Origin of the sequence: Sulfurimonas sp. HSL3-7 (assembly GCF_039645985.1) — a bacterium.
GTDB classification, from domain to species: Bacteria; Campylobacterota; Campylobacteria; order Campylobacterales; family Sulfurimonadaceae; genus Sulfonitrofixus; species Sulfonitrofixus jiaomeiensis.
Window position 1 is genome coordinate 718,062 of sequence record NZ_CP147919.1, and the last position, 23,637, is coordinate 741,698.

At 48.1% G+C, this 23,637-nt stretch carries 22 protein-coding genes and 2 tRNA genes; 15 read left to right on the plus strand and 9 right to left on the minus strand.

Annotated features, from left to right (window positions below):
- Positions 1-52 precede the first annotated feature (52 nt).
- On the plus strand, positions 53-691 hold the full coding sequence (locus WCY20_RS03675) for an alpha/beta fold hydrolase (protein WP_345977075.1): 639 nt from the start codon (positions 53-55) through the stop codon (positions 689-691).
- A 5-nt stretch (positions 692-696) separates the two neighbouring features.
- Here the strand turns inward: WCY20_RS03675 and WCY20_RS03680 are convergent.
- Together WCY20_RS03680 and WCY20_RS03685 are read right to left on the minus strand one after the other, a co-directional pair.
- Positions 697-771: transfer RNA gene (locus tag WCY20_RS03680), tRNA-Glu, on the minus strand.
- Between the two features lie 9 nt (positions 772-780).
- Positions 781-856, minus strand: a tRNA-Lys gene (locus WCY20_RS03685).
- 170 nt (positions 857-1,026) lie between these two features.
- Here WCY20_RS03685 and WCY20_RS03690 point away from each other — a divergent pair.
- From WCY20_RS03690 to WCY20_RS03730, 9 genes are read left to right on the plus strand one after another with little or no spacing between them, the layout of a single operon-like run.
- Positions 1,027-1,923 carry a VWA domain-containing protein gene (locus tag WCY20_RS03690; RefSeq protein WP_345977077.1) on the plus strand — a complete coding sequence of 299 codons (897 nt, stop codon included), beginning with the start codon at positions 1,027-1,029 and terminating at the stop codon, positions 1,921-1,923.
- Positions 1,920-3,455 (plus strand): VWA domain-containing protein, encoded by a 1,536-nt coding sequence (locus tag WCY20_RS03695; RefSeq protein WP_345977079.1) that lies wholly within the window; start codon positions 1,920-1,922, stop codon positions 3,453-3,455. Before WCY20_RS03690 ends, WCY20_RS03695 begins: the two co-directional genes overlap by 4 nt.
- Positions 3,436-4,563 carry a hypothetical protein gene (locus WCY20_RS03700; protein WP_345977080.1) on the plus strand — a complete coding sequence of 376 codons (1,128 nt, stop codon included), beginning with the start codon at positions 3,436-3,438 and terminating at the stop codon, positions 4,561-4,563. Before WCY20_RS03695 ends, WCY20_RS03700 begins: the two co-directional genes overlap by 20 nt.
- Positions 4,564-4,602: 39 nt before the next feature.
- Positions 4,603-5,550 carry a MoxR family ATPase gene (locus WCY20_RS03705; protein ID WP_345977081.1) on the plus strand — a complete coding sequence of 316 codons (948 nt, stop codon included), beginning with the start codon at positions 4,603-4,605 and terminating at the stop codon, positions 5,548-5,550.
- A gap of 9 nt (positions 5,551-5,559) precedes the next feature.
- The gene (locus WCY20_RS03710; protein WP_345977082.1) at positions 5,560-6,393 is read left to right on the plus strand and encodes a DUF58 domain-containing protein; all 834 of its coding nucleotides are present in this window, start codon (positions 5,560-5,562) and stop codon (positions 6,391-6,393) included.
- A complete protein-coding gene (locus WCY20_RS03715) occupies positions 6,390-6,794 on the plus strand; it encodes a hypothetical protein (RefSeq protein ID WP_345977083.1) in 405 nt (134 codons plus the stop codon). The genes WCY20_RS03710 and WCY20_RS03715 overlap by 4 nt, the downstream gene beginning before the upstream one ends.
- Positions 6,787-7,713: a VWA domain-containing protein gene (locus tag WCY20_RS03720; protein WP_345977084.1), complete on the plus strand. Its 927-nt coding sequence runs from the start codon at positions 6,787-6,789 to the stop codon at positions 7,711-7,713. The genes WCY20_RS03715 and WCY20_RS03720 overlap by 8 nt, the downstream gene beginning before the upstream one ends.
- Complete coding sequence (locus WCY20_RS03725; RefSeq protein ID WP_345977085.1) at positions 7,710-9,341, plus strand: VWA domain-containing protein; 1,632 nt, start codon at positions 7,710-7,712, stop codon at positions 9,339-9,341. Before WCY20_RS03720 ends, WCY20_RS03725 begins: the two co-directional genes overlap by 4 nt.
- Entirely contained in the window at positions 9,322-10,734 is a 1,413-nt protein-coding gene (locus WCY20_RS03730; RefSeq protein ID WP_345977086.1) for a BatD family protein, read from the plus strand. The genes WCY20_RS03725 and WCY20_RS03730 overlap by 20 nt, the downstream gene beginning before the upstream one ends.
- Here WCY20_RS03730 and WCY20_RS03735 read toward each other — a convergent pair.
- The gene (locus tag WCY20_RS03735; RefSeq protein WP_345977087.1) at positions 10,731-11,564 is read right to left on the minus strand and encodes a prephenate dehydrogenase; all 834 of its coding nucleotides are present in this window, start codon (positions 11,562-11,564) and stop codon (positions 10,731-10,733) included. The genes WCY20_RS03730 and WCY20_RS03735 overlap by 4 nt on opposite strands.
- Positions 11,565-11,880: 316 nt before the next feature.
- Between WCY20_RS03735 and bamA the strand changes: the two genes are divergently transcribed.
- Positions 11,881-14,133: an outer membrane protein assembly factor BamA gene (gene bamA, locus WCY20_RS03740; protein WP_345977089.1), complete on the plus strand. Its 2,253-nt coding sequence runs from the start codon at positions 11,881-11,883 to the stop codon at positions 14,131-14,133.
- A gap of 65 nt (positions 14,134-14,198) precedes the next feature.
- Here bamA and WCY20_RS03745 read toward each other — a convergent pair whose 3' ends face one another.
- The 6 genes from WCY20_RS03745 to plsY all read right to left on the minus strand — a co-directional run bounded on the left by WCY20_RS03745 (position 14,199) and on the right by plsY (position 19,341).
- The gene (locus tag WCY20_RS03745; protein ID WP_345977091.1) at positions 14,199-15,665 is read right to left on the minus strand and encodes a Ppx/GppA phosphatase family protein; all 1,467 of its coding nucleotides are present in this window, start codon (positions 15,663-15,665) and stop codon (positions 14,199-14,201) included.
- Positions 15,666-15,771: 106 nt separating this feature from the next.
- Positions 15,772-16,029 carry a YfhL family 4Fe-4S dicluster ferredoxin gene (locus tag WCY20_RS03750; RefSeq protein WP_345977092.1) on the minus strand — a complete coding sequence of 86 codons (258 nt, stop codon included), beginning with the start codon at positions 16,027-16,029 and terminating at the stop codon, positions 15,772-15,774.
- 128 nt (positions 16,030-16,157) lie between these two features.
- Positions 16,158-17,459 (minus strand): HAMP domain-containing sensor histidine kinase, encoded by a 1,302-nt coding sequence (locus WCY20_RS03755; protein ID WP_345977094.1) that lies wholly within the window; start codon positions 17,457-17,459, stop codon positions 16,158-16,160.
- A gap of 189 nt (positions 17,460-17,648) precedes the next feature.
- Positions 17,649-18,320, minus strand: a complete 672-nt coding sequence (hsrA, locus tag WCY20_RS03760; RefSeq protein ID WP_345977096.1) for a homeostatic response regulator transcription factor HsrA — start codon at positions 18,318-18,320, stop codon at positions 17,649-17,651.
- 80 nt (positions 18,321-18,400) lie between these two features.
- Positions 18,401-18,724 carry a dihydroneopterin aldolase gene (locus WCY20_RS03765; protein WP_345977098.1) on the minus strand — a complete coding sequence of 108 codons (324 nt, stop codon included), beginning with the start codon at positions 18,722-18,724 and terminating at the stop codon, positions 18,401-18,403.
- Between the two features lie 2 nt (positions 18,725-18,726).
- Positions 18,727-19,341 (minus strand): glycerol-3-phosphate 1-O-acyltransferase PlsY, encoded by a 615-nt coding sequence (gene plsY, locus WCY20_RS03770; RefSeq protein WP_345977100.1) that lies wholly within the window; start codon positions 19,339-19,341, stop codon positions 18,727-18,729.
- Positions 19,342-19,479: 138 nt separating this feature from the next.
- Here plsY and nadA point away from each other — a divergent pair, with 138 nt between their 5' ends.
- From nadA to WCY20_RS03790, 4 genes are read left to right on the plus strand one after another with little or no spacing between them, the layout of a single operon-like run.
- A complete protein-coding gene (gene nadA, locus WCY20_RS03775) occupies positions 19,480-20,505 on the plus strand; it encodes a quinolinate synthase NadA (protein ID WP_345977101.1) in 1,026 nt (341 codons plus the stop codon).
- Positions 20,502-21,317, plus strand: a complete 816-nt coding sequence (gene nadC / locus WCY20_RS03780) for a carboxylating nicotinate-nucleotide diphosphorylase (RefSeq protein WP_345977102.1) — start codon at positions 20,502-20,504, stop codon at positions 21,315-21,317. The genes nadA and nadC overlap by 4 nt, the downstream gene beginning before the upstream one ends.
- Positions 21,318-21,330: 13 nt before the next feature.
- Entirely contained in the window at positions 21,331-22,260 is a 930-nt protein-coding gene (locus WCY20_RS03785) for a DHH family phosphoesterase (protein ID WP_345977104.1), read from the plus strand.
- Positions 22,257-23,624 carry a M23 family metallopeptidase gene (locus WCY20_RS03790; protein WP_345977105.1) on the plus strand — a complete coding sequence of 456 codons (1,368 nt, stop codon included), beginning with the start codon at positions 22,257-22,259 and terminating at the stop codon, positions 23,622-23,624. Before WCY20_RS03785 ends, WCY20_RS03790 begins: the two co-directional genes overlap by 4 nt.
- Positions 23,625-23,637: the final 13 nt, after the last annotated feature.

The following is a 23,637-nucleotide window of genomic DNA, read 5'->3' on the forward strand; positions in this document are numbered from 1 at the left end:
TCAGGGTGAAAGAGAATTGACATATTGGCACTAGGTAGACAGGATTGTAATAATGCGTATTCCTAAACACGAAGCTGTTGTTCTGCTGCATGGTCTGGGTCTTCATGCATATTTTATGGCAAAAGTGGCCAGACGTCTGAATGAGAACGGCTATGATGTCTACAATATCGATTACCCATCTCGATATCATAATATTGAGACGGTGACGGCATTTATTCACGACCAAATTCAGAATAAACAGATAGGCGTATACCGGCACGTTCATCTGATAGGCCATTCTTTGGGTGGAATTCTGGCTCGGAATCTTCTCTATCGGTATTGGTGTCGGAACCAAGGGAAAGTTATTGCACTGGCCCCGCCGAATAAAGGTTCACTGTTGGTAGACAGGTTGAGAGTATATTCGCCATTAAGATGGTATCTTGGCCCAGCATTTTTGGAACTGGGAAGTAACTCTCATTTCCTCAACAATTTACAATACATTCCAAACGATTATCATGTCATTGCAGGGAACAGTTCAAAATGGACACTCTTCGGCCGTTTGTTCAGCGACGAAAACGACGGCGTTGTAAGTGTTGAAAGTACCCTTGCCGAAGGTATGGAAAGAACACATCACAGTGTATATCCGGTCACACATTTTTCTATTTTATATGATGAAGATGTTTTTAATTGTATTTTGAAAATTTTAAAGTAGTGAAGTGGTGACTCCAAGGGGATTCGAACCCCTATGGCAAGGATGAAAACCTTGAATCCTAACCATTAGATGATGGAGCCACAAAAAAGTGGTGTCCCGTGATGGACTCGAACCATCGGCATCCTCATTAAAAGTGAGATGCTCTACCAACTGAGCTAACGGGACGTTTACAAACTTTGAATCTCATCGTTTGTGGACGGGAATTATAGGGAAAACTACAAACAATGTCAATACTTTTTTGAAAAAAATGTAAAATTTCTGATATTTTAATAAATCGACGAATTTAGTATTTTTTTTTGCATTAACACTTGCGCTACGTTATGCTAAAATCCGACATGACTTTTGAGTACCCCTATCTCCTCTTACTGTTGTTCCCTCTGTTCTATTGTCTTTACCGCTGTAAAGAGAAAATAGTGCAGGGGTATTTTGTCCACCTGGATTTTTTTACGACACATACAAAACTGTTGCGTTGGGAGTGGATACTTAAGATCACTGCTGTTCTCTTCCTGATGACTGCAGTTGCATCACCTATTATCATTGACAAGACGGATCCGTTAAACCGCAAGGGGATCGATATCGTCTTGTCTATTGACGGCAGCGGCTCAATGAATGCGTCCGGGTTTGATGAAAACTCCCGCGACAGCCGTTTTGAGATCACGCAAAAGATCGCGCAGGACTTTGTGATGAAACGTTATGAGGACAATGTCGGAGTGGTGCTTTTTGGCGATTTTGCTTTTATCGCATCGCCGGTGACCTATGAAAAAGAGATCGTCTCCGAGATGATCGGTTATCTTTCACACGGGATGGCGGGACAGAATACGGCAATAGGTGAAGGCATTGTGATGGGGCTGCGTGCTTTAAAGGAGTCCAAGGCTAAAAGCAGGGTTGTTATTTTGCTGACTGACGGTGAGCATAACAGCGGCCGCATCTCTCCTAAGGAAGCGACTGAGCTAGCAAAACAAGAGGGGATAAAGATCTACACGATAGGTATCGGCAACAAAGGGGAATTCGACAAAGCCCTTCTGGAAAAGATCGCCGAAGAGAGCGGCGGCCATTTCTTCGCCGCATATAATAAAGAAGAGCTGCAAAAGGCTTATGAAGAAATCGATGCGATGGAACAGTCCCGCATTAAAAGCCGGGAGTTTCAGGTCAAAGAGTACTATTTTCAATGGCCTTTGCTGGGCGCTCTGGCCGTACTCCTTTTTATACTTTGGCAGAGGAGCCGTGCATGATACTGCTGGAACCGCACTATTTATGGCTCTTTCTACCGCTGGCACTGCTGCTTTTGCCAAGAGGACCAAAACACGCAGCCACTCTTTTAAGGCAGCATCTTTGGTTGATCCTGTCTGTTACCTTTATTGTCGTCGCACTCTCTCGTCCGGTGCTTGAGCAGGAGCCTATTGATGTCGAAGAGCGCGGGAGCGACATTATCATTGCACTTGACCTCTCTTTTTCCATGCAGGCAGATGATGTTAGCCCCAGCCGTCTTGAAGCAGCCAGAACGATGCTTAAAGAACTTATAGAGGCAGAGAGCAAAAACCGTTACGGGATCATAGGATACACCACCAATGCGATTATTCTTTCACCGTTGAGCAGTGACAGGGAACTCTTACTGCATCTTTTTGAAGGTTTGGACGAGACTATGATCATGACCAAAGGCACGGTGCTGATGCCGGCGCTTAAACTCGCCAGAAAGATGTCTAAAAGCAAAAGAGCGATTGTGGTGCTGCTGAGCGATGGAGGCGATGCACTTAATTACAATGAGGAGGCCTCTTTTGCAAAAGAGAATGGACTTCTCGTCAATGTCGTCCTTTTAGGTACGCATGGTGGAAGCACGCTCAAAGACCGAAACGGGAAGGTTGTCAAAGATGAAGAGGGCCATATTGTTGTTACATCGCGCAACGATGCCATCGAAATGGTGGCATCAGCGTCCGGCGGCGCTGTTGTTGAAAGCCTCTCTTCGCTCGAAGATGCCCTCGCTTCGCAAAAGCAGGAGGATTTTATCTCTAACACCAAACTGATGCAGTATAACGAGCTTTTTTACTATTTCGCTGCTTCAGCACTGCTTTTTGCGATGCTGGCGTTTACTTTTTTAGGAAAAAAGATCTCTAGAGCCCTCTCCGTACTGCTGCTGCTTTTCGGTATTAACGCACAAGCCTCATTGTTGGAGGCCTACTATTTTGAGGCGGCAAAGCGGGATTATGCGAAAGAGAACTATCGAAGTGCGGCAGCACTTTTTTCCAAGATAGAGAGCGATGCAGCACGCTATAATACGGCATCGAGCTACTATAGAAAAGGTGAATATGAAAATGCACTCAACGGCTTTATGCGCATTCGGACGAGTGATCCGGATTTCAAAGCCAGGCTCTATTTTAATATGGCAAACTGCTATATACGTCTCAAAGAGTTTGCCAAGGCGAGAGAGATGCTGATAAAGTCCTTGACGCTGAACTATGACAAAGAGGCGGATGAGAATCTGGCTTTTATTGCGAAAGCTGAAGAGCAGGATCATATGCTGACAGGCCGTCAGGAGGGGAAAAAACGGGCCCAGGATTCACAGAGCGAGAGCTCGCCTGAAAGCGCTAAGAAAAAAGAGGGCGGGGGTTCCAACCAACAGAGTGATGCCGATTCTTCCAAAGGGGCCGGCGGTAAAAAGACGGAGGGCGAGGAGCGTATCTCCTTTTCAGGCGGAAAGTCAAGACTCTCGTCAAAGCAGTATGAACTGATCAATCAAAGGAGTGTGCATGAGACAAAACCGTGGTAGTATCTGGGGTGTTATCTTTCTTTTTATCACCTCTCTTGTCCATGGAAATGAGCCCTATGTGTGGAGCCTCAAAACCAACAAAAGCAGCGTCTATGTCAATGAAGCGGTCGAGATCGAGTACACCTGTAATTTTAGTGATAAAGCCTATCTCTACGTGATAGAGTTTACTCCCGAGGGTGAGACTGATGAGTACCGCATGCTCTCTTTGGGTGAGATCGAGAATATCAAAGATGCAAAACGGATCAGTACGTACCGTTATGTTCTCTTTCCGAAAAAGGCGGGGCAAAAAGAGATACGTTTAACGGCATTGATGCGTAAAACGACCAAAGCCTCGATCGAAAATTCTGTCATCGGCCGCGACAATGTACAGGGGTATGCCTTTAGTGATAAAGAGGTGGTACTACCTGTTGTCAAACTGGAGGTCCTTGATCATCGCGAGAGGATGACAGGACGCTTTGCGCTTGATGTTACTCTTGATAAGAACGAGGTAAAGGCGTATGAACCGGTGCACCTCGATGTACATGTCAGCGGTGAAGGCGATTTTGACCAGATGAGAGATATCAACCTTAGTATCGATGGTGTCAAGATCTTCAGCGAAGCGGGTGAAAAACATTACCGCCTGACCGAAGAAGGTTTCAAAGGGGAGTGGGAGCAGAAGTTCTCTCTTGTAGGCGAGAAGAGCTTTACGATCAGACCGATAGAGCTGGCTTATTTTGATATCGGGAGAAAAGAGCGCGTAGTACTCCGCTCAGAAGCCTTTCAAGTCGAGGTGAAAGAGGGGTATGCAAGAGAAGAACTGCTTGACAAAGTGATGCAGGAAGAGGCGGCTGTCGGGTGGTCCTGGTCCTATCTCTATTACCTTTTGACCTTTATATCCGGGGTGGTGATCGGAGGTTTCGCAGCCCGATTCAAACGGGTGAAAAAGCAGCCGAAAGAGTTTGAAGAGGAGATTGAGGCGTGTCGATCGGTGAAGAGCCTCTTGACAAAGCTGGTGATGCAGGATGATGAACGGTATGCAGCCCTTATTGAGAAGTATGACGTCTTGGGTGAAAAGGCATCACTTCGTGATCTTAAAAAAGAGCTCAAAGCACTTTTAAAAAGTAATTAATCACTTAAGGATACAATAACCAAATGTTAAAGGGTAGAGATGTTAAGTAAAATCGAAACGATAAAAAGTGAAGTTGCCAAGGTCGTCGTCGGTCAGGAGAAGATGATCGACGGTCTGCTGATCGGGCTCCTTTGTGAAGGCCATATATTGATCGAAGGTATTCCGGGTCTGGCCAAGACGACAACGGTCAATGCGCTTGCCAAGAGCCTGGGACTGGACTTTAAACGGGTACAGTTTACACCGGACCTGCTCCCTTCTGATATTTTGGGTGCCGAGATCTATGATCCGCAGAAAAACGCCTTCAAGATCAAACACGGTCCCGTCTTTACCAACCTTCTGCTTGCCGATGAAATCAACCGGGCTCCAGCCAAGGTGCAGTCGGCGCTTTTGGAAGTGATGCAGGAGCGTCAGGTCACCATCGGTGAAGAGAGTTTCGCGCTTGATAAGCCTTTCTTTGTCATGGCGACGCAAAACCCGGTTGAGCAGGAGGGAGTCTATCAGCTGCCCGAGGCTCAGCTTGACCGTTTCATGCTTAAACTGGTCGTGGGCTATAACACCAAAGAGGAAGAGCTTGAGATCGCGCGCCGCATAGCCAACGGCGAGGCACAGGAAATCAGGGCCGTGGCGGACAAAGAGGAGCTGGCCGCCATGAAGGCGCAGGTCAAAGCGATCCATATCGATCGGGAAGTGGAGGGCTATATGATCGAACTGGTTGCTGCCACACGTGACCCGGCAGCGTACGGGCTTGAAGAGATAGCCGAGTATATCCAGTTCGGTGCCAGCCCGCGTGTGAGCATCGATATGTTCAAGGCGGTCAAAGCGATGGCCTTTCTGCGCGGCAAGGATTTTGTGACGCCGGTGGATGTGGCCTATGTGGCTAAAGAGCTGATGCGCCACCGCATCGTGCTCTCATATGAGGCCGAAGCGGAAGGTATCACGACCGATGAGCTGATCGCGAAGATCCTTGCGGCGGTGCCGATTCCCTAGGAGGATTGCGTGTCAACACTAAACAAGATCCTTGTCAGGGCGCGCCGTCAGGTCTTCAGCGAGATGATCGGCAACAACCCCTCCATTTTTCACGGCGAGGGGTATGACTTCATCGAGCTGCGCGAGTATATGCCGGGTGATGATATCCGTCACATCGACTGGAACATTTCGGCGAAGATGCAAACGCCCTATATCAAGATCTTCAAAGAGGAGCGTGAGCTCAATATCGTCATTGCAACGATGCTTAACGGCAGCGTCCATTTCGGCGCTAAAAAATTCAAGCAGGAGCTCATTGCCGAGATCGTGGCGAACCTCTCCTACGCGATCCTGCATAACGGCGATCTTTTAAGCACCCATATCTATGCCGACAGGCTTTACAGCGAAAGCAGGCCGACCAAAAAGGTCTCATCGGTCACGAAAAGCGTTGATGAGATATTGCAGTTTGATCCGATCAACAAAGTTGCAGATTACAAGGGGCTGGCCGAGACGCTGTACAAACGGGTGCGCAGGCGTTCGCTGATTTTGGTGGTGGCCGATTTCTTTGAACTGCCGGACTTCAAGCTTTTGGCCAAGAAACACGAAGTGGTCGCCATCATCGTTCGTGACAGGCTGGAGGAGAAACCGCCGGTGATGGGCTTTGCCTCTCTTCGCGATCCCGAAACAGGCGTGCAGCTTGAGGGTGATTATTCGCAGAAGAGCGTTGATGCCTATGCCAAAAAAGTGCATGCACACGACAGAACCCTTTACAGTACACTTCGAAAAGACGGGGTGCGTTTTACAAAGATCTATACCGACGAGAACAGTGCCATCGCACTGCGGCGTCTCTTTGAAGGACAGATATGATTCCCGGTTCGTATGATATCCCGCTGCACGACATAAAGCCGTTGATGGAGGTTTCGGACAACTCGTTCGTTCTGTTGAGCGTGATCATCATCATTGCAACTCTCCTGTTTTCGGGCGGGCTCTATCTGCTTTACAGATTCGTAAGAAGCCGTCAAACACTCAATCTCAGGAAAATCCATTATACGGCGCTTGAGAATATCGACTTTAGCGACCCTAAAAAAGCCGCTTACGCGATCACCGACCACGGGCGTGTCTTTGCCGATGATTCCGAGCGGCTGCATGAAGCCTATGATAACCTGGTTGTACGTCTCAACCGCTATAAATACAGAAAGAGAGTCGAGGCTATAGATGAGGAGAGCAAGAGTTATTACAATATCTATCTCGGGATGATCGATGTTTGAAGGGCTCTATTTCGAGTACCCGAAAGTCGTGACTTTTATCTTTATCTATATCGCCTGTGAAGCCTACTGCAAGCTCCGTTCTTCGGCGATCTATTTCCCCCGTGCAGCGGTTTTGACCCGCGAGACGGCAAAGGTCTCCACATGGATGTGGATCCTGAAATGGCTGAGTATTGTGCTGCTCACCCTCGCCATCATGTCGCCTGTCAAAGATTCTGTTTTGGAACTTTCTCCCGTCGAAGGCTATGCTATCGCCCTGGTGCTCGATGCCAGCCAATCGATGAAAGCGGAAGGCTTTGACACGACCCGGCCTGAAAAGAGCCGCTTCGATGTCGTCAAAGCGATCGCCAACGATTTTATCGCCTCGCGCAAGGAGGACAACCTAGGCATGGTGCTCTTTGGCGACTACGCCTTCGTCGCTTCGCCGCTGACATATGACAAAAAGATCCTCCAGCAGGTCGTGGGCCATCTTGATGTCGGCATAGCAGGACGTTCAACAGCCCTGTATGAAGCGGTTGCACAGGCTGTCAGGCTCTTAAGCGAGTCAGAGGCAAAAAGCAAAATCGCGATACTCCTGAGTGACGGGCACAACACGGCGAATATAAAGATACCTTTGCACGCGGCAATGGCCCTGGCCAGAAAAGAGGAGGTCAGGTTCTATACGATCGGCATCGGCGGTGAAAACGAATATGACGGCGCATTGCTGGGGTACATTGCCGAAGAGAGCGGCGGCGAAAGTTTCAAGGCAACGAATGCGCAGGAACTTCAGAGTGTCTATGAAAAGATCGATGCGCTGGAAAGATCGGAGATCGAACGTTATGACTACACGTTTAAAGAGTACTTTTATCTCTACCCCCTCTTTTTAGCCTTTTTTACCCTGCTTCTGTATGTCTATCTGCGTAACAGGAGAGGGTGGTTATGACGTTCCTGTACCCTGAGTTTATCTATATGATGCTGCCGGTCCTGATCGTCCTGTTTGCGCTTCTGCTCACCCAAAGCGAGGTGCAAGAGCAGCTCTTCTCCCCAAAAATACTGGAAAAACTGCGTGTCGATACAAACAGACTCTCTACGCGGGTCAGAAACTTCTTTTACTTTTTGATGTTCCTTTTTATCATCATGGCACTCGCCGGCCCCGTCATAGAGAAGGGGATCGCCAAGGTGCAGGTGAAGGACGACGCATTTTTTGTCGCACTCGATATCAGCGATTCGATGCTGTGTGACGATATCTATCCTACCCGGCTTGAACGTGCAAAGTTGACCCTTCTGGAGCTTTTGCAGGCGGCGCGTTCGAGCCAGATCGGTCTGCTGGCGTTTGCCAAAGAGAGCTATCTGCTTTCGCCGCCTACGCTTGATCATCGGAGTATTGCTTTTTTTCTCAAAGGTCTGCAGGGAACACACATCAGTGAGCAGGGAACTAATATACTGACGCTGTTAAAAGCGGCTGACAAACTTTTTGCTCAGGACGGGGAGAAGAAGCTTCTGATCGTAAGTGACGGCGGAGACAGCGAAGCCTTTTCAAGAGAGATCGCTTTTGCCAAAGAGCGGGGTATCAAGGTCTTTGTTCTTGGTGTGGCCACCGACAGGGGAGCGCCTCTGCGTGAATCCGGAGGCGGTTTGCGCAAAGAGAGTGCAGAACGTGTTGTCATAAGCCGCCTCAATAGGGGGATAAGCCGGCTGGCTGAGGAGAGTGGCGGTACGTTCGTCAGCATCGAAAGTATGGAGATGAATGCATTCCTTCAGAAGATCAGCGGTGAGAAGTTGAACCCCTCGGAGAAAGAGCAACCGATCTATTTTCATCTCTTTGTCTTTTTTATCGGCATGGCGATGCTGATGCTGCTGATCGCAACCAGCTCCTTTGGCAAGGGCGAACGTTATCATCTTCCGGCACTTCTGTTATTAGCGGTGAACTTGGTGCAGCCGGCGCAGCTCAAAGCTTCTCTGTTCGACTACAGGAATCTTGATGAGGCAAAATCGGCGTATGAAAATGAAGCGTTTCGCGCCAGTGCGAAAGGCTACCACCGCTATGGCATAGAGCACAAAAGTGCGGAAGCGATCTATAACGAGGCAAATGCCTTGTACAGGCTTGGACGTTATGAAAGGGCGATAGGGCTCTACAATTCTATCCATTTTGTCGAAGCACAAAAGAATCACCTCTTGTATCATAATCTTGGCAATGCCCTGGTGAAGCTCGGTGATGAGGCGCATCTGAAAAAAGCGGTGGAGGCCTATAACAAGGCGTTGCGATTTCAGGAAGATCAAGCGAGCAGGGAAAACTTGGCAATGGTGGAAGAGCTGTTACGAAAGGGAGATAGAAGAGCGCTCAAGCAGCCTGCTGCAGCTGCCGCAGCACGATCAGCCAAGATGACCCCGGAAGCTGACGTCAAAAAGGTACCGGGTGTTACTGCCCTGTCGCAAGAGGAAGAGAGGGGGATGAGCGACAGAGAAGCGAAAAAGTGGCTGAAAATCCTGGGCGAGCATCAAAGCCTGCACCCCTACAAAATAGCAGTCGATGATCCCGATGAGGGGGGCGATGATGAAAAGCCCTGGTAGACTAATGTTTTTTCTTCTGATCGGTACGGCGCTGTATGCAAGCGTAACGGCAAGAGTGGATAAGACGACGGTAAAAAAGGGCGAAGCCGTCGCCCTGATATTACGGGTTGAAGGCAAGACCTTTTCAATGCCGCCGATGACAACGCTGTGTGGTGTCGGGATAGAGCAGCATGCGCATCGGACGGTGGCCGAGAGTGGTGAAGGCGGGTTTCAGAAGGCGGAGATTTATCAGTACCGTTTTCGGCCCGAGTCGGATTGCGTGATCGCGCCGATCGCCATTGAGGTGGATGGTGTTGAGAGCTATTCCCAGCCGATAAAGATCGAGGTTGACGGCAAAGGTGACAGCAGCATCTTCTTTGAACTTCAAAGTGACAAAAAAGAGTTGTACGTCGGAGAACTCTTTGAGGTTCAAGCCGTTTTTAAAATAAGAGCGTTAATGGATGAAAGGAATACTTCACTCATCATGCCGGAGACAGAGCATCTTTGGATCAAACAAATATCTGAGACTCTCTACACAAAAGAGGGGCTTTATAGTGTTGCGACAACCCGCTATCTGATGGTGCCGCAGCAAGCGGGCACCTTGCGTATCTATCCGGCCGAGATGAAGATCGCGGCGGACTATCAAAGAGACGACGGCTGGGGAAACCCGAAAGATGAACGCGTCTGGCAGAGCTACTACTCCAACGCCCTGGAGCTCGAGGTGAAGGCTCTGCCTGCAGATATTACAATGGTGGGCGATTTTTCAATGGCGCTGGAGCTTGACGCAGACAGGGTGGAGGCGAAGAAGCCGCTGGAGGCGGAACTCCTCATCCGAGGTACCGGTAATTTTGAGGACATACCTGCGTTCAGGCCGACGGTGCCGGGTGTTGAGGTATTATCAGGTGATCCGAGAGTTGAGGAGAAGGGTGCCGGCAGGCAGGAACTTTGGCGTCAAAAGCTCACTTTTATCGCAGAGGGCAATTTCACGATCCCTCCAATCACTTTGGACTATTTTGATCTTGAAGAGAGGCGTGTGAAAAGGGTACAGACGCAGCCGGTATCTATTTATGTGATTGATGCGCAGAAAAGCGAAGAGACGATTGAAGAAGAGCATGCCCTTAAGCAAAAAGGTGAAGGAATAAATATGGTGCAGGCCGTTGTGATCTATCTTTTGGGCGCGGCGAGTGCGGCACTGCTCTTCATGCTGCCGTGGCGAAGGTACGTGAAAACGGTTCCCGCTGCAAAGAAAGTCTCTGCTGCGGATTACAGGCGTGTTCTACGCGTACTGCTGATGCATAAAGATGCGCCTGACGTGCAGGCGATGATCGTAAAACTCGAAGCGTTTCTCTATGAGGGTAAAGATGAGAAGATCGATGAAAGAGTATTGAAAAAATTGTTGAAGAAATATTCTTAAGAGAAGATTTCGTCGAGTTTATTGCCTTTGAGCATCTTTTCGCGTACCTCTTGCCACGCATCGTTTTTGATCTCCTTTTTGAACTCTTCAAGTTCGTTTTGAAAGGTCTCTATTGCATCGAGAAGGTTCGCTTTGTTCTGCTTGAAGATATCCTCCCACATATCCGGAGAAGATTTGGCAAGACGGCTCATTGAGCGGAACCCTCCGGCTGCCATGGCAAGGATGTTGTAGCGATCTTCCTGGGAAAGGACGGAGTTGGCAATAGAGTAGGAGATGACATGCGGCATATGGCTGATGAAAGCAGCATGGCGGTCATGCTCATGGGCATGCATGTAGCTAAGACGCATATGAATGCCCGAGAAGATACGTACGGCTGTCTCCTGCTGCAGGGTGCCTGAATCTTCCAGGTCGCAAAGTACGACGACCTGATCGTTATAGAGATCGGCGAACGCAGCGCCTGGGCCACTGTGCTCTGTTCCTGTCATCGGGTGCGCGGCAACAAAGTTTTTGCGTATGGATGGCGGTACCGCTTTGACAATAACCTCTTTGGTACTGCCGAGATCGATGATCGTTGTTGTTTCGGAGATCTTGCCCTCCAGTGCCTGGAGGCTTTTGATAATGCCGTTGACAGGTATAGCCAAAATGATCAGATCAAGGGTGCAAAGTTCATCAAAACCGATGATCTTCTCAACCAGTTTAAGCCGAAGCGCCTCTTTTTGGTGCTCCGTGTTATGGTCAAGACCATAGATGTTGGAGACAAAAGAGAGTTTGCGGAGGCTCAGGGCAAGGGAACCGCCCATCAGCCCCAGCCCGACAATACCGATTTTCATAATAAACCTTTATTTAGGTGTGTATTTCAATGCGATTAAGTTGTGATTGTCTGATTAAGCAATTATGTCGAAAAAAGCAAATCAAACGGGACAAAAGAATGTGAACCCTGTACAGAGCAGTCCCATAGATTTGTTCATTTGAGATTTTAACTTAATGTTTGCGTAATGATATCTCTTAATATGTTAGAAATCCTTGATATTTACCCAGCATTAATGCTTCTGTTGTTAAAATCTCAGCCTAAATTATGATACGAGTATTTCTAAAAAGCGCGGTGGTGACGAGCCGGTTTTTTAGAGATACTGACGAAAGATATGGATGAAGCTTTTTCAAGCCGCCTCGGCCCTTTTACTTTCTTTGCCACTGTTTGCAACAACGATCACCGATATTAAGTTTGTGGGGATGGTCCACATCTCCGAGTCTATTGCCAAAAGCATGTTAAAAGTCGAGGTGGGCGATGAACTTGATGTTGAAAATGTTGATAAGAGTATAAAAGCATTCTTTGATCAGGGTTACTTTACCGATATCTGGGCTGATGAGGAGAATGGTGTCCTGACATTTCACTTTGTCGAAAAGCCGATCATCTCGAAGATCAAGATGAGCGGCTGGAAAGAGAGTGACAAAGAGGTTCAGGACTCCTTGCTGCAGATCAAAAAAGGGGCCCTGTATGATGATAAACGTCTTCAGGCCGCTAAAAAACGCATCATCGAAGCCCTCTCGCAAGAGGGGAAGATCGACTCGGTCGTTGAAATAGAGACAGAGTACCTCGATAACGGCAGTGTCGCGGTCGAGTTCAAAGTCAACGAGGGTGAGACCATCATCATCGAAGCGATGCAGTATGAAGGTGTCGGAGGGTTGGAACCGGACGTTTTTGAAGCTTCTATCGCTAACAAAGCGCATCAGTGGATGGGATGGTTTTGGGGCCGTAACGACGGGAAGATGCAGCTGGCAGAACTGGGGTACGATCCGCTTCGTATGCGTGATGTCTACATGCAGAACGGCTATCTTGATGCCAAAGTCGACGAGCCGTTCGTACGTGTCGATTTCGACTCATACACGGCGCAGATGAGCTATCAGGTCTCTGAAGGCAATGTCTACCGTACTAGTGGTATCGTGCTCTCTCAAGAGAAACAGGTGATCGATAATGAACTCTTGCGTGAAGTAGTCCAGCTGGAACTGCAGGAACCTTTCAATATCAAGACCTTTCGTGAAGATGCTGACCGTATCAAGACAAAGATCGCGGATTTAGGTTATGCCTTTGTTGAGGTCGTGCCGGATCTGCGTAAAGACAAAGAGAACAAAACTGTTGAGGTTGTTTTTCGCATTATGCCGGGCGAAAAGGTCTATATTCGCAACGTTGTCATTGCCGGTAACGGGCGTACTCTCGACCGAATTATCCGCCGTGAGCTCTACCTTGGACCGGGTGAACGTTATAACCTGACCGACCTTCGCGACTCTAAAAATGCGCTGGGGCGTACCGGGTATTTCGAGAGTTCGACCATTGAAGAGAAGCGTATCGACGAAAAAACGATGGACCTTATTGTGAAAGTCAAAGAAGCACCGACAGGCAATGTCCAGCTCGGCGGCGGTTACGGCTCTTACGGCGGTATCTTGTTGAGCGTCGGGGTCAATGACCGTAACATCTTCGGCTCGGGTATCAATGTGGGGATCAAACTGGAACACTCTGAGCGTACGCAGAACTACTCGTTCAACATCTCGAACCCGCGTCTTAACGACAGTGACTTCAGCGGTAACTTTTCCATCTACAAATCGATCTACGAGTATAATGACTATACGGTCCATACGGATGGGGTGACATTGGGTGCGGGCCACCGCTTCACACGTTTTATCTCGGGATATCTCGGTTACAACTACGCGGCCGTCAGTTACGAGGATATCGATCCGGAGTATTTTATACTCAACCCGCAGCTTGTTCGCTATTTTGAGAGCTATAACAAAAGCTCGGTCACGGTCAGTGCCAATTTCGACAACACCGATGACTATTATCTTCCGCGAAGCGGATGGGCGATCTCGCAGTCATTTGAAAAATCCGGTATCGGCGGGGATGCCAACTTCTTTAAAAGCCGTTCTACCCTGAACAAATACAACGGCTTGGAACCTTACCTCGGATTTGATGCTATCTTCCGTTTCAAGGGGCGTTTTTATGCTGCAGCAGACACCGGCTTTTTGCCGCAGGCTGAAGGTTTTTATATGGGCGGCCTTGGTTCGGTACGCGGATATGAGTCCTACTCATTGCCGTATATTATAGATGAAGAGGGTAATGCCGTGCGTGTATCAGCGACACAGACCGCTTCAAGCAACATTGAGGTGAGCTTTCCGCTTGTACCGAAAGCCAAAATGCGTTTTTCCGTCTTTTACGACCTGGGGTGGATCAAAACAGACCGTCCTGAGCTTGGCAATGTGCCCGAAATGTTTCGTATGGGATACGGCGCAGGTCTGGAGTGGTTCTCACCGGTAGGACCTCTTCAGCTGGTCTTCGCGAACCCTGTCAATGCGGACAGCAATGATAATATCTCCCACTTTGAGTTCACCATCGGACAGCGTTTTTAATCAGACTCATTGACGCTGTGCAGCTTCGACGTCGCTGCCGATCTCTCTCTGTAAAAAGAGCGGGCTCAAAGAGCGAACGCAACCTTTATCGTGTCGTCGCCTAGAGCAAGAACACTCTCCTTGGCCAAATAGGCCAATCTTTTATTAGGTACTACTACCAGGGTGCTGTTTTCTACTCGCAGTTCAAAATCGATTTTCGAAGGATGATCGGTAAGCAACGCATCCGAAAGCGCCAAGAGATAGCTCAGTTTTTTGATGGTATCTATTGACGGAAGCAGGACTTGATACTCTGCGATGTAACTCTTCTTCGGGCTTTTCCCGAGCTGATAGAGCAGCAGCATGGAGATCAGGGCAATCTCCTGATGGGTATAACCGTACTCAAGGGCGCTCAAGGCAAGATAATGACTGTGCTGTTGATAGTGGTAGAAGTTATGCGCGGCCCCGACCTTGGCAAGTTTGGCCGCGATCAGGAGGCTTTTCTCTAATGTCGGATCAAGCGCGAGTTCCTGATGTAAAAGCATGAAAAGTCTTTTTGTCAGTTTGACACGGAGATTACGCTGCGCGGCATTATGGCTGTGCTGATCCAGCAGATAGGTGAGTGATGGATTGAAGTTTTCAGGAAAGACATCTTTGTTATGGCGCAGAAGATCACTAAGATAGAGGCCTTCCCTTAAGCCGACACCGCTTGAAATGAGTCTTTTGGCCCCTACTTTTTTGATGATGCGCAGCAAAATAAGGGTACCGGGCTTGATGACATCGTAACGCTCTTTTTTAACACCGAGCGCTTTGAGTGCGGCCGTATCTTTCGCATTGATGATCTTTTCGCCTAAAGCAACCATATCCTCGGCATTGAAAGTAAAACCGTGCAGTTTATCAAGAGGATGGGCTTTCTTTTTCATTATGATCTGTGCCAACGCACGAAAGGTTCCCCCGACCCCGATGATATCCTCTTGATTACCTGCTTTAAGGCCTTCAAGTACACTGTCGATATAGGCCTTTGCCCCTTTGATGTCGTTCTTGTCAAAAAAGAGCTCTTTGAGCCTCACGGTTCCCAGGTCCAGTGAATCCGAGGAGAGCACTTTGGCATCTTGCGTACAGGCATACTCCGTGGAGCCGCCGCCGATATCCAGCGTCATAGCATCCTTCAGCGGAAGCAGATTGGCACAGGCGATCCCGCCAAGATAAGCCTCCCTTTCACCGCTGATCACTTTGATATTAAGGCCCAACTCTTTTCGAACCCGCGACAGAAAACTTTTTTTATTGTTTGCATCACGCACGGCAGATGTAGCAACGCAGAGTATCTTACGCGCGTCATAGGAGTGGGCTATCTGCATAAAGTCCCTAAGTGCAGAGATGGCACGCTGGATTGGCTCTTCTTGAAGTTCACCGCCGTTCTGGTAGGCGTTTTCAGAGATGCGTACACGTGATTTGACCTCGTGTAGCAGGTGGAAAGCAAAGCGGCTTGTCTTTTCCATAATGATCATGCGGACAGAGTTGGAACCAATATCAATAACTGCGGTGCGTTTTGCCATACTGTTGTGCCTCAAAGATGAGCCAATTGTTAGGAACTGACTCGAAATAGTTATGGAGATATTATAGGTAAAGGGGAGTTAAGGGAGGGTAAGAGAGAAGAGGAAATTACTCTTCATACTCTTTAAGGATTTGTGCATATTTGAACTGAAGCTCGGGAATGGTTTCAACATTGTCTTTATCGAGCTCAAAGCAGTCAACCGGGCAAACGGCGATACAGGCAGGTTCATCATAGACGCCGACACACTCTGTACAACGGTCCGGATCGACGATATAGATCGGGTCGCCTTCTTCAATAGCCTCAGTCGGGCATTCTTCGCGGCAGGCATCACACGCAATACATTCATCATTAATCAAAAGTGCCATCGTAAACCTTATGGAGGACGTTAGTATAAGTCCTGAAAATATTTCTTGCCCGATTTATAACAAAAGAAAGCTTGAAGTAATTTGAAACGAAAAATGAAATCCAGAAGCCTTAGTTTATCACCTAAAAATTACTTTGATTTGATAGGAAGTATACAGTGGAGTTTTGAGCGCAGCAGCAGCGAAGCAACAGTACCGGAATGATCATCGCGGTTTCTAAGCTCCAGTTCACCCCCAAGTGCATCCGCTGCACTTTTTGCCAAAAAGAGTCCGAGGCCCGCACCGGATTTGTTCCCCTGGCGTTTAAACGGGGCAAAGAGATCGACGGTATCATCGATTCCGCACCCCTCATCAATCACTTCGATCAGAAGCCCCTCGTCATTAAGACGGCTCTGCAGCAAGACTTTTTTTCCCTTCGGGGTGAATTTCAGCGCATTTTGTAAGAGGTTCTGGATGATCTGGTTGAGAAGACTCTCTTGGAGGATCGCCATAAAGGCGTTGGGCTCGAAATGCATCTGTAGTTCTTTGCCTTCTGACTCGGCCAGAAGGGCAAAATCATTGGCCTTGCGCCTCAAGATAGCGATGACGTCAGCTTGTATCGGTGTCTCAAGCTGTGCACCTTCCTGCCGACCGATGTTCAGGATGCTTGCAACAATAGCATTCATCTCGTCTATGGTTTTGTTGTTGACTTTGATCGCGTCGACGTACTCTTCGGGTGAGCGTTTTTTTATCAAGGTGACCTGGTTTTTGAGTTTCATCACCGCGAGAGGTGTTTTAAGTTCATGGGCGGCTCCGATAAAAAGCTCTTTTTGGTACTTTACGAAGTTCTGAATTCGGTTGATCAGATGGTTGATGCTTTCACCCAAAGAGATAAACTCATCGGGCAGCTCCTGTACGACAAGAGGGCGTATCATATGTTCATTCATATTTGAGAGACGTTTGTTGAGTCCCGTAATCGGTGCGATAAGCATCTTGGAGAAGATGATCGCATAGACAATGACCAGAAGGAAACCGATAGCATTGATGATAAAGATGGAGTTGAGAATTTTTTTAAGCAGCTGTTTGGTCGGTGTGATGTTCTTGCTTATTTTGATATAACTGTCTTCTATGAGGTTGAAAGGGTAGAGCAAGATGATTAAAGTCTGTGCATCACTCTCCATCTCGTAAAAATCGATCTGTTGCTGTTCAGTGTGACGGTTGACCAGTTCAACCGTCAAGCCGAGCATCGCATCATTGCTGTTCTCCTGCGCGTCGACCAGAGATTTGTAGGAACAGATATTTTCTGCAATACCCAAAAGCTCATTGCGTTTTTCATCATAGATCGAAGATTGAATGAAAAGATAGAGTATGGAGGAGAATATTATCATCAGGGCAACGGAGGCGATGATCAGTTGAATAAGGAAACGGCTTCGGATACTGCGCTGTGAAAACAAAATGACCTCTCTACGTTGAAGGCGACTCCAGAAATCTTTGCGATGTCAGAAATGCTGTTAGGTTGATTTAATGGTTATATTCTAACAAATATAATACTTTTTTTTGATTAGAGTTGATGCCAGAGAAGTAAATAAAAAAAAAGGAGGGAATTGGAGACAAAGGAGAAATTTCCCCTCTGTTGAAAAAGCTTACGCTTCTTTAGGGAAGCAGAAGCGGTAACCGCGGCGACGCACGGTCTCGATTGTCGTGATGTTAAGCGGTTTGTCCATTTTTTGACGGATCTGATTGATCGCGACTTCGATAACGTTTGGCGTTACCAACTCCGGCTCTTCCCAGATCGCGTCAAGGAGCTGCTCTTTGGAGACGATCTGATCGCGGTGACGGGCAAGGTGTGTCAGTACTTCAAAAGGCTTGCCTTTAAGCTCGATCTCGATGTTGTTATAGACGATCTTCTCCTCTTCAGGATTGATGATAAGGTCGTCGATCTCAATAATGTTGCTGCCGCCGAAACGAAGCTGCGCCTCAATGCGCGCAACAAGGACATCAAAATCAAAAGGTTTGCGAATATAATCGTCAGCGCCTGCTTTTAATGCTGTGATCTCGCTTTCGTTGTCATCACGGGCCGAAAGTACGACCACTTTTGTTTTTGGCGTGTTTGATTTGATATCAGGGATAATGTCAACGCTGTTTCCGTCCGGAAGCATCCAGTCCATCAGTACGAGGTCATAATTACGAATGTCAAGGTAATATTCACCATCTTTAAGTGTCTCAACGACATCGCTTTGATAGCCAAACTCTTTAAGACCTTCTGCCAAAGTTTTATTCAGTGTAACTTCATCTTCAATGATTAAAATGCGCATGCATTACCTCATAAATTTTAATTTTGTGGGCGGAATTATAGCATAGTTTTAGGAAAATTTAATATTTTTTTAAATTTATTTTAAAAAATGAAACTTTCGGAGAGTGAAACCTCGCAGTTTGGGAGGATATCCGGTTTAGAAATTTCTAAGGTTAAGTTCTTTATCAGCGGAAATTCTGTTTTTAATGAGTTTTTTAGAGACAAAAGCGCTTCTTCGATCAATTCGAATTTTTTTTCTTTCATCTCTTTTTGAAGATGTGCTGCGACTTCGGCATAGTTGAGGAACTCTTGGTCGTAGTCGTACTCAATAGTGCAATTGATACGGACTTTTTGTTCTTCGACCCGTTCAAGGTCAAGGATCCCGATAATGGTCTCAAATTCCAGATCTTTGATCTTGATCTGCATGCTTAAACGACCGCCTTCTCTTCACCTTTGACAAGGCGGACAATATTGGGAATATGTTTGTAGAAAAGAATGATGGTAATGATAACGACAGGGGCGTGTGCCATCTCCGGATGAATAAAAAATGATGCAACAAGCAGGGCAATAACACCGGTAAGCGATGAGATGGATGAGATCTTCAGCGTTTTGGCCATGACAGCCCAGACTACGATCCCTACCAAGGTCTCCAGAGGCAGCATTACCATCAGTACCCCCATACCTGTTGCGATTCCTTTTCCCCCTTCGAACCAGAGGTAGGGACTGAAACAGTGGCCGATAACCGCCAAGACCGCGACACCCCAAAGTGTCGACTCCGGCATGCCTGCAAACATCGCTGCCAGAAGTACGGCGATCCCTTTTAGTGCGTCAAGCAGGAGGGTCGCGGCTCCCAGCTTTTTAGCCAGTGCCGGGTTGCTCTCTTTGACGACACGCAAAACATTGGTCGCACCGATGCTTTTAGAACCGCTCTCTTTGACGTTGACACCGGCAAAAAATCTGGCAAGTAACAGCCCGAAGGGAATCCCGCCGACAAGATAGGCGGCAATATAAAACTGTGCGTTGATATTGAAAAGAAAATCCATGTTTTTGTTGACCTCAATGTTGAGAAATGTGGGTGGATTTTACTTTAAAGCATGTTACATCTGGATAAATTGACGAAAAAAATAGATTGCTAACTACAACTTTGTTATAATCGCGAATCGATATCAATATAAAGTGATATGCGCTTTATTGTACAAGGACTGTGTTTGAACTACACAACCGAAGAACTCAAAGAGAAGATCAACGATCTTAAAAAACGTCTTGATGTGACTGTTGTCGCGCACTTTTATCAGCGTGACGAGGTCTTCGAGATGGGTGATATTACCGGTGATTCACTGGAACTCGCCAAAAAAACGATGGCGGATGATGCGGAGTACGTCGTTTTCTGCGGTGTCGCGTTTATGGGGCAGAGTGTCAAGGTGCTCAGTCCGGAGAAACGGGTACTGATGCCGAAACTTGCCTGTTGTGCGATGGCACGTATGATCGATTCAATGTATTACGATGACGCGGTCAAAGCAATGGAAGAGCAGGGAATTGCCAAAGAGAACATCCTGCCGATCACCTATATCAACTCCAACGCCGACGTCAAAGCCAAAGTGGGCAAGATGGGCGGCATGGTCTGCACCAGCTCCAATGCGAAGATGATCATCGAAAAGGCGCTTGAAGAGGGCAAAAAGATTCTTTTTGTGCCGGACCGATGTCTGGGACAGAATATCGCACATATGATGGGCCTGAAATCAGCGGTGATCGGTGAAGACGAAGATCTCGCAAGCGCCGATATCATCTGTTATAACGGTTTTTGTTCGGTCCATCAGCTTTTCAGTGTTGATGATGTCGCTTTCTACCGTAAAAAATACCCGGGCATCAAGATCGCGGTGCATCCGGAGTGCGACCCCTCTGTCTGTGCTGTAGCGGATTTTGTAGGCTCAACCTCGCAGCTGATCAAATACATCGCCGACCTCGATCCCGAACAGAAGGTGGCCGTGGGTACGGAGTTCAACCTGGTCAACCGCCTGCGTAAGAAAAATACCTACGTCCTCTCTTCGACCAAGCCGGAATGCCCGACGATGAACGAGACGACACTGGAAGATCTTTACCTGACGCTTAAATCGATTGAAGACGGTGAGCCGATCAACGAGATCTTTATCGACGAAGAGACCCGAAAATGGGCTAAAGTCGCTCTTGACAGAATGTTGGCGCTATGATCAGGAAGTTTGTACTCGAAACCCTGGCGGAGGATGTCGGACGGGGTGATCTCTACGCATTGGTCTTCGAAGCACAAGCAGCATCGGCCAACATCATGGCCAAAAGTGACGGTGTCTTGGCGGGTGTAAAGTATTGTGATGTTCTGGCCAAAGAAGAGGGACTTTCAGTCACCTGGTTTAAAAACGATGGCGATACCTTTGCCAAAGGCGATCAGATAGCGCTCGTGGAGAGCGATTCGCACACGCTATTGAAGTGCGAACGCACCCTGCTCAATATGCTGCTGCATGCCTCCTCCATCGCCACGCTGACACGCCGTTTTGCCGATATCGTCAAACCCTACGGCACGCGTCTGTTGGACACACGCAAGACCCGTCCGATGCTGCGCGTCTTTGAGAAGTATGCGACGCGCTGCGGCGGTGCCGTCAACCACAGAATGGGGCTTGATGACTGCCTGATGCTGAAAGATACGCATCTGAAGACCATTGATGATCTTGACGCATTCATGGCCGAGGCGCGTCTGAAGATCCCGTTTACCTCAAAGATCGAGATCGAGGCGGAGACGTTTGCGCAGGCGAAGATGTTTATGGCGGCGGGTGCGGATATCGTGATGTGTGACAACATGACACCGGAACAGTTGGCGGAAGTGGTCGGCTATAAACAGGCCCATTACCCGGGTGTTCTGCTCGAAGCCAGCGGCAATATCTCTCTGGAGACGATCGAGGCCTATGCTAAAACGGGTGTCGACGCGATCAGTTCGGGTGCTTTGATCCATCAAGCCAACTGGATCGATCTTTCGATGAAAGTCAATTAGGGTAGCGGCACCTTTGTTTCAAGCTATTGATAATGCCCGTCATATTGTCCTGATTGCCCATATCAACCCTGACGCCGACTCTCTCGGTTCGGCGTCGGCAATGTACACCCATCTGCTTCGTTTGGAGAAGAAAATAACCCTTTTCTGCGTGACTGAACGTATCAATCCCCATTTGGCGTTTTTACCCTGGTTCGATAAAATACGCCATCAATTTCCGGCCAAAGCTGATCTAGCGATCAGTTTTGACTGCGGGGCCTATGCGCGTCTCGGTGTCGAGGTGGCATGCCCGATGGTCAATGTGGACCACCACAAAAGCAATGAGAACTACGGTGATGTCAATGTCATTGATATCTCTGCGATCAGTACGACACAGGTACTGTTTGATGCCTTTAAAAGAGAAGGCATTACGATAAATCCGAAGATGGCAACCGCACTTTATGCCGGACTCTTGGATGATTCTCACAGTTTTTTATCACCAAAGACGGATGCGAGAACATTTAAGATGGCAGAGGAGCTGACGCTAGCGAAAGCTGATACTTCGGAGTGCGCCGATGCTCTTTTTCATCGTCACTCCCTGGCAGCATTGCGTCTTAAAGGCATGATGTTTGAACGGATGCAGCTGCTCTTTGAGGCCAGAGTTGTTGTGCATCTTGTCTCGGCCCAAATGATGGCGCAGAGCGGTGCCCGCGAAGTGGACTGTGAGGCCGCGCTCGAAGAGAGCATGGGCCTGCCGCATGCTGTGTTCGCCTTGATGCTACGTGAGAACAGGGACGGTACGATCAAAGGATCGCTGCGTTCGACCGGTGATATCGATGTTGAACAGATCGCTAAACGTTTCGGCGGCGGCGGGCATAGCCATGCTGCCGGTTTTGACGTTGAGAACAGGCCGTTGGCTGAGCTTTGTGAAGAAGTGTTGAATATAATAAAAGAGGAGTTCATATGAGAAAAAAACGAAATTTTGGTTCGATGATGGTCACGGTTGCTCTGTTGGCAATAATCGGGGGTGTGGTCTATCTTTACAACTCGGCAATGTTCGAGCGTGACAAACCGACGATTGAAATAGAGAACAGCGGCTATTGGAACCTGCGAGCTCCGCTTAAGATCAAGATCGATGATGCCAGCGGGCTGCTCTCATACAAAGTGACACTTCTTAGCGGCACCGAGACCTTTGTCCTTTCCGATGAACAGTTCGCGGCGCCTCAAGGTACCCAGCTTCTGGAGATCGAAACGCCTAAACGTGCCTATGCGCTAAAAAGCAAAGAGGTCAAGATCATGGTGGAGGCCAAAGACGCCAGTAAATGGAACTTCCTTGCCGGTAATGAATCAAGCCGCGAGATCACGCTTAAAGTGGACAAAAAACGCCCTTATGTGGCAACGATCGCTGCTTCGTACCGCATTATGAAAGGCGGTTCCGCAGTTGTTATCTTCAAGGCGGAAGATGACAATATGGAAGAGTTTTACGTCGAAAGCAATTTCGGAAAACGCTTTATCGCACAGCCTTTTTATAAAGAGGGATATTATGTGACCTTGCTTGCCTGGCCTGTGACCGAAGACAAACCCTTTGCCGCGTATATTACAGCTAAAGACAGTGCCGGCAATATAGGCAAAGTGAAGGTTCCGGTTATCCCGTATAACAAAAGCTATAAAGTCTCGAAGATCAATCTCAGCGACAGTTTTCTTAACGGAAAAGTCTCCGAACTGGCCTACGCTTACGGTGTTGAAGATGATGCCGATCTTATTTCACGCTTTAAATTCGTTAATGAAGAGATGCGTAAAAACAATGAGGATGTGATTCATAATATCACCTCGAAGGTCAGCGATACGATGATCAGCAGTTTCCCTCTCAACAAGATGTACCCGCTGAAAAATGGCCAGGTTGTGGCCCAGTTCGGTGATCACCGCATCTATTCGTATCAAGGCGAAGTGATCTCCGAAGCTTATCACGTGGGCATTGACCTTGCCAGCAATGCAATGTCGCCCATTAAGACGCAGAACCCGGCTGTCGTTGCCTACGCCGAGGAGAACGGGATCTACGGCAACATGCCGGTGCTCTACCATGGGCTTGGGCTTTATACGATCTATGGGCACTGCTCAAGCATGATGGTCAAGGAGGGCGATTCGCTTAGCTCCAATTCAACGGTGGCTAAGACCGGCCTAAGCGGTTATGCCATGGGTGACCACCTTCATTTCGGTGTGCTGGTACAAGGTATTGAAGTCCGTCCGCAGGAGTGGATGGATCAAGACTGGATCCGTAAAAGTATCACCGACCCGATGCGTCAGGCAAGAAAGCTGATCAATCAACGATAATTTTTTGCTATAA

Excerpts from the sequence above, each read along its gene's own strand:
- WCY20_RS03705 (WP_345977081.1), top strand. The coding sequence starts at position 4,603 with ATGTTAAGTAAAATCGAAACGATAAAAAGTGAAGTTGCCAAGGTCGTC.
- WCY20_RS03735 (WP_345977087.1), bottom strand. The coding sequence starts at position 11,564 with ATGAAAATCGGTATTGTCGGGCTGGGGCTGATGGGCGGTTCCCTTGCC.
- WCY20_RS03695 (WP_345977079.1), top strand. The coding sequence starts at position 1,920 with ATGATACTGCTGGAACCGCACTATTTATGGCTCTTTCTACCGCTGGCA.
- WCY20_RS03700 (WP_345977080.1), top strand. The coding sequence starts at position 3,436 with ATGAGACAAAACCGTGGTAGTATCTGGGGTGTTATCTTTCTTTTTATC.
- WCY20_RS03745 (WP_345977091.1), bottom strand. The coding sequence starts at position 15,665 with ATGGCAAAACGCACCGCAGTTATTGATATTGGTTCCAACTCTGTCCGC.
- WCY20_RS03765 (WP_345977098.1), bottom strand. The coding sequence starts at position 18,724 with ATGCAGATCAAGATCAAAGATCTGGAATTTGAGACCATTATCGGGATC.
- WCY20_RS03690 (WP_345977077.1), top strand. The coding sequence starts at position 1,027 with ATGACTTTTGAGTACCCCTATCTCCTCTTACTGTTGTTCCCTCTGTTC.
- WCY20_RS03715 (WP_345977083.1), top strand. The coding sequence starts at position 6,390 with ATGATTCCCGGTTCGTATGATATCCCGCTGCACGACATAAAGCCGTTG.
- WCY20_RS03725 (WP_345977085.1), top strand. The coding sequence starts at position 7,710 with ATGACGTTCCTGTACCCTGAGTTTATCTATATGATGCTGCCGGTCCTG.
- WCY20_RS03675 (WP_345977075.1), top strand. The coding sequence starts at position 53 with ATGCGTATTCCTAAACACGAAGCTGTTGTTCTGCTGCATGGTCTGGGT.
- nadA (WP_345977101.1), top strand. The coding sequence starts at position 19,480 with ATGCGCTTTATTGTACAAGGACTGTGTTTGAACTACACAACCGAAGAA.
- nadC (WP_345977102.1), top strand. The coding sequence starts at position 20,502 with ATGATCAGGAAGTTTGTACTCGAAACCCTGGCGGAGGATGTCGGACGG.
- plsY (WP_345977100.1), bottom strand. The coding sequence starts at position 19,341 with ATGGATTTTCTTTTCAATATCAACGCACAGTTTTATATTGCCGCCTAT.
- hsrA (WP_345977096.1), bottom strand. The coding sequence starts at position 18,320 with ATGCGCATTTTAATCATTGAAGATGAAGTTACACTGAATAAAACTTTG.
- bamA (WP_345977089.1), top strand. The coding sequence starts at position 11,881 with ATGAAGCTTTTTCAAGCCGCCTCGGCCCTTTTACTTTCTTTGCCACTG.
- WCY20_RS03790 (WP_345977105.1), top strand. The coding sequence starts at position 22,257 with ATGAGAAAAAAACGAAATTTTGGTTCGATGATGGTCACGGTTGCTCTG.
- WCY20_RS03720 (WP_345977084.1), top strand. The coding sequence starts at position 6,787 with ATGTTTGAAGGGCTCTATTTCGAGTACCCGAAAGTCGTGACTTTTATC.
- WCY20_RS03750 (WP_345977092.1), bottom strand. The coding sequence starts at position 16,029 with ATGGCACTTTTGATTAATGATGAATGTATTGCGTGTGATGCCTGCCGC.
- WCY20_RS03730 (WP_345977086.1), top strand. The coding sequence starts at position 9,322 with ATGATGAAAAGCCCTGGTAGACTAATGTTTTTTCTTCTGATCGGTACG.